Consider the following 11,900-nt stretch of genomic DNA (forward strand, 5'->3'; position numbering starts at 1 on the left):
AGCCGTCGAGAGGGTCAGCGGGCCTTGGCGGTGGCCCTCCGGTTGGCCTTCATGATCGCGTCGACGAGTTCCGCTTTGGTCATGCGGGAGCGTCCGGTGACGTCGAGGCGCTTGGCCGTGTCCATCAGGTGCTCCTTGGACGCCGACGCGTCCACGCCCTCGGCGGTCTTCCCGGCCCTGGGCGTGCTCCTCCTCGCCTGCTTGTCGGAGGGGCCCTTCCCGCCGGCCTTCTTCTCCCAGTGGTCGCCGATCTTCTCGAAGGAGTGCTTGAGCGCGCTGAACGCGGTGCGATGGGCCCTCTCGCCCTCGCCGTAGGTCTGCACCGCGGAGTCGTGTGCCTTGATCCACGTCTCCTGCGCCTGCTTCGGCGAGCGGCGCAGGGTGGACGGCAACTCTTCACGTGCGGGCATCGTTTTCTCACCTCCTGAGTTCAGGCTCGCCTGCCCGTCATGCCGGCTCTTACACCGTGGGGTCGTCGTAGCGCCGCTCCTCGTACACGCGGCGGGTGCGGCGGGGGTCGTCGACGCCGGTGACGACCGTACGCCGGGCGATGCTGATCCGGTACAGGCCGAACAGCAGCCCGGCCAGACCGCCGATCATCAGAATGACGCCGACGATGTTCACGTCGATGCCGGCGAGCTGGAACTCGACGGCCCAGGTGAGGATCGCGCCCAGCATGATGAGGACGATGCTTCCGGCGATGGTCATGGATTTACCTCCTTGAAGCCAACGCTTTGCCTCTATCCCCTCCACGATTCTCAAACGTCACCCGGTAGAAGATCACTGTCCGGGGGAGAAGGAGGGTGCGGTCGGCATGTCCCACCACACCGGAGGTGACCTTGAGGCTTCTTCCCTCCTCCGCACCCATCGTCATAGTCGGGCTCATGGGTTCGGGGAAGACCACCGTCGCGACGCTGCTCGCCCGGCGGCTGGGCCGCGCGGTGCGCGACAGCGACCCTGACATGCGTGCGCGTTACGGAGCGACGGCGGCCGAGATGGCCGAGCGGGACGGCCCGGACGTGCTGCACGAGCGGGAGGCGGCGCATCTGCGCGAGTCGCTCGCGGACCAGCCGCCCTCGGTGATCGCCGCCGCCGCGAGCACGCTCGACCACGATGACATCCCCGACCTGCTCGCGTCGGCCGTGGTGATCTGGCTGGACGCGCCCGACGCGGTGCTGGCGGAGCGCATGCACTCCAGCGAGCACCGCCCGCACTTCGAGGCGGATCTGGTGGCGATGCTGGCCAAGCAGCGTGCGCAGCGGGCCGCCCATCTCAGCGAGGTGGCCGATCTGACCTTCGACGTCGCCGCGCTCAAACCGGAGGAGATCATCACCAAGGTGCTCGACGCCCTCGACTGATCACCCTTCCAGCACGAACCAGACGACCTTCCCGCCGTCGGGGTCCGCGACGACCCCCCAGTCGCGCGCCAGGGTGCCGACGATCAGCAGCCCGCGCCCGCCGGTGGCGTCCAGGTCGGCGACCGACGCACGTGGCCGCCCCGCACCGTCGTCGGCGATCTCCGCGTAGACCCGGCGCTCGTGGGCGGTGAGCGTGAGGCGTACGGCGGTGCCGCCGTGCAGCACCGCGTTGGTGACGAGTTCGGTGACGATCAGCGCGCAGTCGTCGGCCAGTTCGTCGCGGCCGAGGTGATCGCGGACCAGTCTGCGCGCGGCGCCCGCGCTGGTCACCTCGCCCGGGAAGAAACACTCGACGGTGTGCACGGGCACGTGCTCCACCCCCTCGGCTACTGAGGTCGGAAGGAGGTAGGGCACGTCGGCCTCCAGAGAGTGGGAGCGCTCCCATTAACAATAGGTAACAGACGGGGAGGTTGTGAACCCTCCCCGTGAGTTACTTAACCGGTTCCACCGTCACCAGGGCAAACCAGCCTCCGGCCGGCTGAAAGTTTCATGGAACGCGCCCAACGATCACCGCTCGTCGCCCGCCGCCCCGACCACCAGGCGCGGGCCCTCCGCGGGCTCGTCGGGCATCTCCACCAAATCGGCGACCACGCACGAGATGTTGTCGGGACCGCCGCCGAGGTTGGCCAGCTCGATGAGCCGGTCGGCCACTTCGTCGAGCTCCACGAACTGCGTCAGCACCTCGTGCAGCGTCTCCGGGCCCAGCACGGCCGTCAATCCGTCGGAACAGAGCAGGTAACGGTCGCCCGCCTCCCCCTCGCGGACCCGCACGTCGGGATCGCCGTCGCCGGTGCCCTCCAGCACCCGCAGCAACATCGAGCGGCGCGGATGGACCGACGCCTGCTCGGGAGTGATCCGGCCGTCGTCGACCAGGGTCTGGACCAGGGTGTGGTCATGGGTGATCTGGTAGAGCGCGCCGTCTCGCAGCAGATAGGCGCGTGAGTCACCGATGTGGCCAAGGGCGAACTTCGCACCGTCCCAGAGCATCGCAGTGAGGGTCGTGCCCATCCCCCGCAACCCGGGGTCGGTCTCCGCCATGTCTCCCAAAGTGTGGTTGACCTCGGTGACCAGGGATTTCATCACCGTGAACAAATCAACAGGAACCGCGTCACCCAAGCTGTCGTCCAGCGCCGAGACGGCGGCTATCGCGACCGTGCTGGCCACCTCGCCATGGGCATAGCCACCCATCCCGTCGGCGACGGCGAGCACCCGCGGGCTCGCGTACGCCGAATCCTCGTTCTGCTCTCGGCGACGGCCGACGTCAGAGGCGGCGGCGTAGCGAAGGTTGTGTGCCATACCAGTAGTAAATCACTGGTTGAGTCGCTTCACAAGCAAAGAGGTCGTAGACCGCCAGGACATGGTGAACTAGTCTGGCCGCCATGAGCAGCGACAGTACCGTCAACGCGGGTGACATCGCCCGTCTCGCCGATGTGGGGCGAGCCGCGGTGAGCAACTGGCGCCGCCGCTACGACGACTTCCCGCAGCCGGTGGGCGGCACCGCGGCCAGCCCGCTCTTCTCCCTCACGGAGGTCGAAGGCTGGCTGCGCAAGAACGGCAAGTCGTTCGAGGTCTCGCTCGGCGACCGGGTCTGGCAGCGGCTCCGGGCCGCCGGTGACGACCTGCGCCTGCCCCACCTGGTCGGCGGCGCGGGGGCGCTGCTCCTCTTCCTGCACCGCGACCCGGGCGGCTGGCGGCAGGCCGGCGACCTGGCGGGGCTCTCGGCCGCCGTCGCCGCCGCCACCGGCGACCTGCCGCAGGCCCCGATCGCCGGGCTCGACCTGACGCTCGCCGGACTGATCGCCGACCTCGCCGCCGAACTGGGCCCCGCCGAGGCCTTCGAGCTGCTGTGCGCGCGGTACGCCGAGGCCCACTCCCGCCGGCTCGACGTCACCCGCGGCGAGATCGCCTCGCTGATGGTGCGACTGGCCTGCGGCGGGGCCACGACCGTGCTCGACCCCGCGTGCGGCACCGGCACACTGCTCATCGCCGCCGGGGCCGCCCGCTCCCTCGGCCAGGACAGCAGTGACACGGCCGCGCTCATCGCGGCCGTCCGCCTGCTGCTGCGCGGATCCCACGCAGAGATCATCGCAGCAGACGCGCTCAGAAGTGACGGGTTCGCGGGCAAGAGTGCCGATGCCGTGATCTGCGACCCGCCGTTCAACGAACGTGCCTGGGGATTCGACGAGCTGACCGGCGACCCCCGATGGGAGTACGGCCTGCCGCCACGCGGGGAGTCCGAGCTGGCCTGGGTCCAGCACTGCCTGGCCCGCGTACGGCCGGGCGGCACGGTGGCGATCCTGATGCCCTCGGCGGCCGCGAGCCGGCGTCCCGGCCGGCGGATCCGCGGCAACCTGCTGCGCACCGGGGCACTGCGGGGCATCGTGAGCCTGTCGCCCACCGGGCCCGACCTGTGGCTGCTGCGCCGTCCCGCCGCCGGTGAGCGCCCGCCGTCCCGGCTGCTGGTGATGGACGCGGGCGAGGAACTGGACGGCGTGGAGCCCGCCTGGCTGGCCTACTCGCGCGATCCCGAGGCCGATCCGCCGGGTGCCGGCCGTACGATCCGGATCATCGATCTGCTCGACGACGAGGTCGACCTCAGCCCCGCGCGGCACCGGCCGAGGCAGCGCGGGGCGGAGCTGACGCGCGAGTTCGCGGCGGCGCGCGAAGGGTTCCAGACGGCCTCGGCGCTGCTCGCCACGGCCTCCCCCGCGCTGGATCCGGCGAACCGGGCCGCGGAGCCGCTGATGGTGTCCGTCGGCGAGCTGGTCAAGGCCGGGCTGGTCGCCATCCACCAGGCTCCGTTCAAGATGGTCGCCGACCAGGGCGACGTGCCCGTGCTGACGGCCGACGACCTCACCGCGGACGGCCCGCCCACCGGCCGCACCCGCCGCGTCCCCGGCCTGGTGAGGCTGGAGGCGGGTGACATAGTGACCACGTTCTTCGGGGTGGTCAGGGTTCTCGCCGAGGGCGGTCCGGCGCTGGGGCCCCAGCTCACCGTGTACCGCGTCGATCACGAGCGGCTCGATCCCGACTTCCTGGCCGGATTCCTGCGCCTGGCGGGCACCTCGGGGGCGGGAAGGGCCCACCCGGGCGCCAGCCGCGCCGACGCCCGCCGGGCGAGGGTGCCACGCCTGCCCCTGTCGCGGCAGCAGGAGTACGGCGGGGCGTTCCGTCAGCTGGTCGCGCTGGAGGCCGGTCTGCGTGAGACGGCGGCGCTGGGGCAGACACTGGTCCGGCTAGGCTTCGAGGGACTGGTCGACGGCTATCTGGAGCCGCCCGACCAAGGAGGTGTACCGTTCGGCTGAGTGTCCACGGGAGGACCGGAATGGTCATCGGCGATCGGTACGAGCTGGACGACCTTCCTCTGGGCCAGGGCGGCATGGGCGCGGTCTACGCGGGCCACGACAGGCACCTCGATCGGAAGGTCGCGGTCAAGTTCCTGCGGGTTCCCGGCGGCACCGACACCGAGCTGGAGCAGCGCTTCACCCGCGAGGCCCGCATCCTGGCCAGGCTCGAACACCCCGGCGCCCCGGTCCTGTACGACTTCGGCGCCTCCGACGAGCGGCTGTACCAGGTGATGCAGTTCATCGACGGGGTCACCGTGGCCGACGTGGTCAGCGAGCACGGGCCGCTGCCGGTTCCGTGGGCCGCCGCGATCGCGGCTCAGGCGTGCGCGGTGCTGGCGGCGGCGCACGCCCTGTCGATCTTTCATCGCGATCTCAAGCCGACCAATCTGATGCTCTGCCCCGACGGCAGCGTCAAGGTGCTCGACTTCGGCCTCGCGGTGCTGCGTGAGGCCGACACCGCCCAGTTCACCCGGATCGGGCAGATCCTCGGCACCCCCGCCTACATGGCTCCGGAGCAGATCCAGCGCGGCCTGGCGAGCCCGCGCAGCGACCTGTACGCGCTGGGCTGCGTGCTGCACGAGATGCTGACCGGCACCCAGCTCTTCACCGGCCCGACCGAGTACGCCGTCTTCGAGAAGCAGGTGAACGAGCCCGCTCCCCCGGTGCGCGGTGTCCCCGCCGGGCTCAACCGGCTGATCGCCGACCTGCTGGCGAAGCAGCCGGAACGCCGTCCCGCCGACGCCGGCACGCTCTACGACCGGCTCCAGCCGTACGCCGTCGGGCTGGCGATGCTTCCCGGTTTCCTCACCACGCCCACGGTCCCGAGTCCCGGCCGGATGTACGCGCGGATGGTGGGCCGGGTGCTGTCCGGCCCATGACCGGCCCGTCCGGTCACGGCGGTAGACGCCGTCACCCCACCACAGGTCAGTCCCACCAGAAGGACCAGGCGTTGGCGCCCTGGATCTGCTCGGCGTAGTCGATCAGGTTGCCCGGACCCTGGAGGATGCTGTCGGGGCAGAACGCCCAGTGCTCGGCGGCGACGTGCAGGGCGTGGGCGGGGGTGACGGGCGGGGCGGCGACGCTGAGTTCCAGGGTGTTGAAGCCGAGGCCGACGACGCGGACGGCGAACCGCTCCTCCCAGGTGCGCACCACGGCGGCGAGCGGCGGGGTCCACTCGTTGTGGTGCAACGCGCCCTGCCAGCCCATCACGGCCATCGCGTCGGCGCCGCGCTCGACGGCGGCCAGGCCGAGCGGCATCCCGCGTACGGCCAGCAGCCCGGCGTACCAGTCGGCGATGGCGTCCGGGTCGGCCTGGAGGATGCCCGGCTCGGCCAGGCCGGGGCAGTCGCGGCCGAAGGGGGCCAGTTCCGCGAGGTGGTCCTCGGGGGCCTGTTCGACCCAGTCGGACCACACCTCGGCCATGAACGCGGCGGGACGGTAGTTGTCGATCTCGCTCGGCGGGTCGGGCGCGATCTGGCCCGCCGACCACGGCTGCACGGACTCTTCGAGCAGGACCGGCCACAGGCCGGAGAGCCGGTGCTCGGCGCGCAGCCCGGCCCACAGCTCCCCGCTCACCGGGGCGTCGCTGATCCAGAACGCGGGCCGCGGGTAGGACTGCTGCGGCGCGTAGCCGGGGTCGGGCCACACGGGCTCCCCGGGCGGGAGTGCGACCCCGAGCACCCGCCCGGTCCCGCCGTCGGCGAACAACTGCCCCAGTTCCGGCGGCAGGCTCTCCCGCTCACGCTCGTGCATCCCAACCGTTCCGTCGACCGCCCTCCGCCGGATCTCGGCGCGTTCGAGATGTTAGTCGCGACCGCTCCGTGAGGGGAGGACCAGTGGCCTGATCCGGGCGATGAAGACTGGATTGCGGCAAACTAAGGGCATGAAGTGGACCTTCACGCATGATCCATCGAATTTACGGACTCCATGCTCCAGTGGCTGGAACGCGATCCGGTGCTGAACACCGTGCCCCTGACGGTCCTCCACCGGTTACGCCTCGGGCAGTTCAGCGACGGCGCGCTGCTGGGCCGGCTCACGGACGACGGCGTCGTCGCGGGCGTGGCCATCCGGACCCCGCCCTATCCGCTCCTGCTCGGCGCCATCCCCGAAGGTTCCGCGAAGGCGCTGGCGGAGACCCTGCGCGACCACGACCTGCCGGGAGTGAACGGCCCGCTGGCCCAGGCCGACGCCTTCGCCGCGAGCTGGCACCGGCCGGAGACGGGCAGGATGTCGCAACGCCTGTACTTCCTGGACACGCTCACGGCGCCGGCGGCCGAGGGCGAGGCCAGGGTCGCGGTCGCCGGCGACATCGCGTTCGTCGTCGAGTGGTACTCCGCGTTCCTCGCCGAGGCGGAGCCCGCCAACGCGGGCGACGACCCCACGAGCCAGGTGACCGTCCGGATCCGCGCGGGCGAGATCCTCCTGTGGGAGGCGGACGGCCGCCCGGTCGCCGTGGCCGCGTTCTCCACGCCGCTCGCCGGAATGTCGCGGATCGGCCCGGTCTACACCCTGCCGAACGCCCGCGGCAAGGGGTACGGCTCCGCGGTGACCCACGCCGCCAGCCGTGCCGCCCAGCGAGCCGGGGCCGGGCGGGTGCTGCTCCTCACCGACCTGGCCAACCCGACCTCGAACTCGATCTACCAGGCGATCGGCTACCGCCCGGTCTCCGACTACGCCTCCGTCAGGTTCTGATCCCCCGCCGGGGACGCACCGCATGTCCGATCACCGACACGCGCCGGTGCTGAAGTCGGTGACCTCCCAGGCGGCGCCCGGGTACGGCGACATGAAGTGTGACAACAGGTCGATCGCGTAGTCCTGCACCTGGCTGCCCGGGTCGATCAGGCTCACCATCTGCGGCCCGTCCTTGCCGTACAGGGTGATCGCGTTGGTGCCCCTGGCCGCCGCCAGGCCGGGTTTGGTGCTGATCGTCAGACAGCCCTCGGCGGGGCCGGCCTTGACCGGCCGCTTGGTGCTGATCGGGCGCATCCGGCCGTCGTAGCGGCGGAACTCCAGCGACTTCGCCGGGCCGAGCTTCAACGTGTCGCTGTAGGCGTCGGGGCCGATCTTCCGGTCGAGTTTGACGTTGAGGTTCACGTCGGGTTTCAGGTCGATGCCCGAGGCCCCGAGGTCGATGTGGTCGTAGGCGCCCTCGAAGCCGGGCGAGACGAAGCCGAGCGCCTTGGGCGCGTCCATCTCGAACGGGATCTTGCCGGGCCGGATCTTCATCCAGGAGACGCCGTGGATGCCGAGCGCCAGATTCTTGATCGTGCTCCGCCGGAAGCCGAAATGCCCGTCGAGCTGGAAGGCGAACAGCCCGGTGGTGTAGGGGAGGTCCGCGCGCGAGTAGATCTTCTGAGGCTTGATCGGCTCGACGGTCAGGCCGGCGTGGAGCTGGAGCAGCTTGGTCGGCACCGGCCGTGACACCAGGTCCGCCGACAGGTCCGGGTTGATCTTGATGGTGGTGTCGGAGGCGAGGTCGGTGACGCCGAAGGAGGCGTCCAGCAGCCTGCCCTCCTTGGGGCGGTAGAACTGCTCGATCAGCGCGCCCTGGACCGCGAACAGACCGTCGAGGGTGTTCTCCCCGCCGGCCGCCCGGTAGCCGAACGTCGGCACCCGCAGGCCCGTCCCGGCGGCGTCGGCGCCGACGTCGAACTTCGCCGGCACGTCGGTGAACCGCACCAGCCCGGTGCCCGCCGCCCGGTCGCGCGGGATGACGGTCACCTTGGCCAGCAGTTCGTCGATGACCGCGGAGTTCTGGACGCCGATCCTGGTCTTGTTGCCGTAGGTGCCGTTGATCGCGACCGCCGCCGGGACCGGGTGCACGGCGACCTGGCCGCGGACGGCGCCGACCGGGGTCATCGCCTCCGCCTGGGCGTCCAGCGAGGTGATCGTCGTGGCCGGGTCGATCCGGTAGTTCGCCTTGACCACCGCCGCGGCGCGGCCGTCGGGGTCCTTGCCGTCGCCCACCTCGAACGGGCCGAACGTCATGGCGGTGATCGACTCGGGCAGGCCGTCCAGCGTCGCCGACACCTTGATCGGCACCGGCGCGAGAATCCTGCTGTCGAGGTAGACCCCGAGCTTCTTGTCCTTCGGGCGGAAGCCGGCGAAGGCGAACGTCTTCTTGGCCAGGTCCACCGTGACCTTGGTGGGCAGGCCGGTGAGGCTGATGAAACCGCGCACACCGAAACAGCCGCGATGGTCGGTGCAGAACGGCCCGGCGTCCCCGGCGCACCCGGGGGAACCCGCCTTGCAGCCGCTGTCGACCATGGACAGCCCGCTGGCGAACGCGGGGGTGTCGCGGGAGCCCTGCAGCGCCGCCGTCTTGCCGAGCCACACCTTGGCCTTCAGGTCGAGGTGCGCGCCGCCGGTGTCGTAGGTGATCGGCCCGCCCTTGGCGACCGAGACCGCGATCTTGCCGGGGACCGGGCCGAGCGTGCCGAGGGCGCCGAAGCGCAGGTCGCCCGCGAGGGAGACGTCGGTGTCCAGGGCGATGGTCTGCTTGCCGCTCTGGAAGTCGGCCGTGAAGTCGGTGCCGCTGCCGCTGAACTCCACGTTGGACAGGCCGTCGATCCGGACGCTGGCGTCCATGTCCTTGGTGGACTCGCGGTAGTGCGCGGCGAGGTGCGGCCCGGTCGGCGCCTGCGCGCCGTCGTGGTTGGTGACGGCGAGTTGCGCGGAGCCGATCGGGCCGGAGACGCCGCGGAAGCGGTAGGACCCCCGGTTCCAGCTGGCGTCGAAGTGCGCGGGGACGCCGGTCACCTTCGCGGCCACCCGGAAGTCACGGCCCTCGGACCTGATCCTGGCCAGCGCGGAGACGGCGGTGACCGGTTCGTCGGCGGTCCAGTCGAGACTCCTGGCCGCGAGGTCGGCCACGACGGCGACGCGCCGCCGTACGTCCTGCAAGGAGAGGTCCAGGTCCTGGCCTGACTTGGGGTCGATCCTGGTGACGTGGGCCCGGTTGACGTAGAGGCCGAACTTCTTGAGGCCCGATCCGGCCGTCACCCGGGCCTCGGTCTTCTCGCCCATCTTCCACGAGGCCCCGACCGTCGACCGGACGCCGTGCATGGTGCCGTCGATCGTGGGACCGGTCCGGGTGTTGGCGTACGCCGCCCGCAGCCTCTCGATCACCCCGCTCGCGGTGTACTCCGCCTTCTTCGCGGCCGGGTCCACGTCGACCTGCACCTTGGCGGGCGTGTTGGAGATCTCCATCCGGGTGAGGTGCGTGCCGTCGATGCTCGCCGCGCCGAGGAAGGACTGGCCGCTCGAATCGAGACGGAGTACGGCACGCGGCTTGGCGCCGTAGGTCACGTCGAACCCGGCGAGCCCGGACAGGCGGCCGGAGACGCCGAGCCGGCCGCCGTCCTTGATCATCGTCACGTGCCCGCCGTCGGGGACGGACACGGCTCCCTCGTTGCGCTGGAGCGTGGCCTCGAACCTGCCGATCTCCGAGCTGGTCCGGTGCGTCACCTTGTGCGTGACGGTGTCGTTGACGAGTTCGACGCGGCCGGGCAGGTCGGTCAGCTTCGCCGAGAGGACCGTCTTGGCCGCCGCCCGGTCGAAGTAGACGACGTCCACGGCCTTGGCGTGCGGGGCGCCGGTCTCCACGGTCAGCCCCTGTTTGGCTCCGGCCGTCTGGTAGCGGGCATGGAACCGGGTGGGCAGCCCGCTGAGCGTGAAGGCGGCCACCTTGGCCAGTTGTCTTCCCTGGTAGACGTAGTTGTGCAGGTCGGCCTTGGGGATCGGGTCGGCGCCGGTGAGCCGGATGTCGGCCGCGCCGTTCTTCGCCGGGCGGGTCAGCTTCGCGGTGAGACTGGCCCGCAGTCCCTCGACGACCATGTGGGTGACCTGGCTCGTGGCCCGCTTGCTGGTGAGCACTATCGCGTCGAGCCGGGCCGCATGGGAGGCCGTGATCTTCAGCGTGCTCTCCAGCTTGGCCGTGTCGAACTTGACGTCGGCGGTGAACTTCTGGGGCACCGGTGACTGGCGGAGGCTGACAAGGGTCGGCGAGGTGGCTTGGCCGTTCGTGATGGTGGCCAGGCTCGCGACCGTGGCGATCGACCCGCCAGGTTCTGACCTGCGCACACTCGCCTTGACGTCCACGACGCCGTCAACGGCCTTGCCCACGGTGAAGACGCCCCAGTCGGTGCCGGACAGCGACGTGCCGCGCCGGTGGCCGTCGAACCCGATCGCCATCCGCCGGGAACCCGGCAGGTCGTACTCCGCCCAGACCTGCGCCTTCAGCGGGCCGTCGCGCCGCTCGCTCCCCGGCAGCCGGGAGACGGTCAGCCCGACCCCGGCGGACAGCGCGCCCGACTTGCTCGTCAGGCCCTTCATGTCCTTGACCACGGGGACCACGTCGCCCATCACGTCCGGGGTGCCGTCGCCGGTGACGTCGGCCGCCATGGGTTTGAGCAGCGGCTGGGGGATCGAGCACGACGCCTTGAGGGTGGGCGACTCGGCGCACAGCCGGTAGGTCAGCAGCGGGATGCCGCGCGGGCTCGCCCGGTAGAGCGCCTGCAGGTCCACGCCGGAGAGCCGTTTGACCCCGTCGGCCACCTTGCCGATCTGGTCGGTCAGCGGTTTGGACACGGTGAGGACATCGGCCTCGCCGGTGGGCGGCAGGAGTTCACTGGCGTCGGGGCCGTCGAGCCCCTGGGACTTCAGCCTGGCCTTCGCGGTGTCCGCGATCCGGTTGATCAGCGTCGGGCCGGCCGGGATGGTCACCTGCGGAGCCTCCGGCCCCACCTGGCGTGCCTCGACGGGCTGGGCCGCCAGCGACGGGGCACGCGGCACCTCGACCGTGCCGGCAGGCGGAGCCTGCACCTTCGGCACCGGGACGATCTTCGGTTTCGGCGCGACCACCGGCGCTGCCCAACCGGCGCTCGTGTCGCTCGTGTCGGCCTGTGCTCCCGACGGCACGACCGCCATGGCGCATGCGATGGACGCGGCAGCAATGACACGCGGCAGCACGTGTCGTTGGAGACGCGACATGTATTGCTTCCCCCCGGTGGTCGGATCGACGGCGACCGGCAATCACAGAAAGGGAGAGCCTTCTACAGGACCGCGGCCTAGTCAATGTGAGACTGACATCACGTCACGACGATCATGATTGACAAAGGCGCCGAATCGAAACCCC

10 protein-coding genes are annotated in these 11,900 nt (G+C 70.9%); 4 read left to right on the forward strand and 6 right to left on the reverse strand.

Annotated features, from left to right (window positions below):
* Nucleotides 1–14 precede the first annotated feature (14 nt).
* The gene (locus MBA17_RS07650; protein WP_238495569.1) at nucleotides 15–410 is read right to left on the reverse strand and encodes a ChaB family protein; all 396 of its coding nucleotides are present in this window, start codon (nucleotides 408–410) and stop codon (nucleotides 15–17) included.
* Between the two features lie 49 nt (nucleotides 411–459).
* Nucleotides 460–708: a DUF6458 family protein gene (locus MBA17_RS07655; protein WP_238495570.1), complete on the reverse strand. Its 249-nt coding sequence runs from the start codon at nucleotides 706–708 to the stop codon at nucleotides 460–462.
* A gap of 125 nt (nucleotides 709–833) precedes the next feature.
* On the opposite strand from MBA17_RS07655, the gene MBA17_RS07660 reads away from it, so the two are divergent.
* The gene (locus MBA17_RS07660; protein ID WP_455432713.1) at nucleotides 834–1,358 is read left to right on the forward strand and encodes a shikimate kinase; all 525 of its coding nucleotides are present in this window, start codon (nucleotides 834–836) and stop codon (nucleotides 1,356–1,358) included.
* Here the strand turns inward: MBA17_RS07660 and MBA17_RS07665 are convergent, their stop codons facing one another.
* Together MBA17_RS07665 and MBA17_RS07670 are read right to left on the reverse strand one after the other, a co-directional pair.
* Nucleotides 1,359–1,772: an ATP-binding protein gene (locus MBA17_RS07665; protein WP_238495572.1), complete on the reverse strand. Its 414-nt coding sequence runs from the start codon at nucleotides 1,770–1,772 to the stop codon at nucleotides 1,359–1,361.
* A gap of 153 nt (nucleotides 1,773–1,925) precedes the next feature.
* Nucleotides 1,926–2,714 (reverse strand): PP2C family protein-serine/threonine phosphatase, encoded by a 789-nt coding sequence (locus MBA17_RS07670; RefSeq protein WP_238495573.1) that lies wholly within the window; start codon nucleotides 2,712–2,714, stop codon nucleotides 1,926–1,928.
* Between the two features lie 83 nt (nucleotides 2,715–2,797).
* Between MBA17_RS07670 and MBA17_RS07675 the strand changes: the two genes are divergently transcribed.
* Together MBA17_RS07675 and MBA17_RS07680 are read left to right on the forward strand one after the other, a co-directional pair.
* Nucleotides 2,798–4,723, forward strand: coding sequence for an HsdM family class I SAM-dependent methyltransferase (locus MBA17_RS07675; RefSeq protein ID WP_238495574.1), 1,926 nt, complete (start codon nucleotides 2,798–2,800; stop codon nucleotides 4,721–4,723).
* A 20-nt stretch (nucleotides 4,724–4,743) separates the two neighbouring features.
* Complete coding sequence (locus MBA17_RS07680; protein WP_238495575.1) at nucleotides 4,744–5,643, forward strand: serine/threonine-protein kinase; 900 nt, start codon at nucleotides 4,744–4,746, stop codon at nucleotides 5,641–5,643.
* Nucleotides 5,644–5,689: 46 nt separating this feature from the next.
* Here MBA17_RS07680 and MBA17_RS07685 read toward each other — a convergent pair whose 3' ends face one another.
* Nucleotides 5,690–6,517 carry a DUF4253 domain-containing protein gene (locus tag MBA17_RS07685; RefSeq protein WP_238495576.1) on the reverse strand — a complete coding sequence of 276 codons (828 nt, stop codon included), beginning with the start codon at nucleotides 6,515–6,517 and terminating at the stop codon, nucleotides 5,690–5,692.
* A gap of 174 nt (nucleotides 6,518–6,691) precedes the next feature.
* Between MBA17_RS07685 and MBA17_RS07690 the strand changes: the two genes are divergently transcribed.
* Entirely contained in the window at nucleotides 6,692–7,456 is a 765-nt protein-coding gene (locus MBA17_RS07690) for a GNAT family N-acetyltransferase (RefSeq protein WP_238495577.1), read from the forward strand.
* A gap of 30 nt (nucleotides 7,457–7,486) precedes the next feature.
* Here the strand turns inward: MBA17_RS07690 and MBA17_RS07695 are convergent, their stop codons facing one another.
* Nucleotides 7,487–11,692: a hypothetical protein gene (locus MBA17_RS07695; RefSeq protein ID WP_238495578.1), complete on the reverse strand. Its 4,206-nt coding sequence runs from the start codon at nucleotides 11,690–11,692 to the stop codon at nucleotides 7,487–7,489.
* Nucleotides 11,693–11,900: the final 208 nt, after the last annotated feature.

The sequence above is a fragment of the Dolomitihabitans soli genome (genome assembly GCF_022213955.1).
Classification (GTDB): Bacteria; Actinomycetota; Actinomycetes; order Streptosporangiales; family Streptosporangiaceae; genus Streptosporangium_A; species Streptosporangium_A soli.

Coding starts and splice junctions, on each gene's coding strand:
- MBA17_RS07650 (WP_238495569.1), bottom strand. CDS start 410: ATGCCCGCACGTGAAGAGTTGCCGTCCACCCTGCGCCGCTCGCCGAAG.
- MBA17_RS07655 (WP_238495570.1), bottom strand. CDS start 708: ATGACCATCGCCGGAAGCATCGTCCTCATCATGCTGGGCGCGATCCTC.
- MBA17_RS07670 (WP_238495573.1), bottom strand. CDS start 2,714: ATGGCACACAACCTTCGCTACGCCGCCGCCTCTGACGTCGGCCGTCGC.
- MBA17_RS07675 (WP_238495574.1), top strand. CDS start 2,798: ATGAGCAGCGACAGTACCGTCAACGCGGGTGACATCGCCCGTCTCGCC.
- MBA17_RS07680 (WP_238495575.1), top strand. CDS start 4,744: ATGGTCATCGGCGATCGGTACGAGCTGGACGACCTTCCTCTGGGCCAG.
- MBA17_RS07685 (WP_238495576.1), bottom strand. CDS start 6,517: ATGCACGAGCGTGAGCGGGAGAGCCTGCCGCCGGAACTGGGGCAGTTG.
- MBA17_RS07690 (WP_238495577.1), top strand. CDS start 6,692: ATGCTCCAGTGGCTGGAACGCGATCCGGTGCTGAACACCGTGCCCCTG.
- MBA17_RS07695 (WP_238495578.1), bottom strand. CDS start 11,692: ATGGCGGTCGTGCCGTCGGGAGCACAGGCCGACACGAGCGACACGAGC.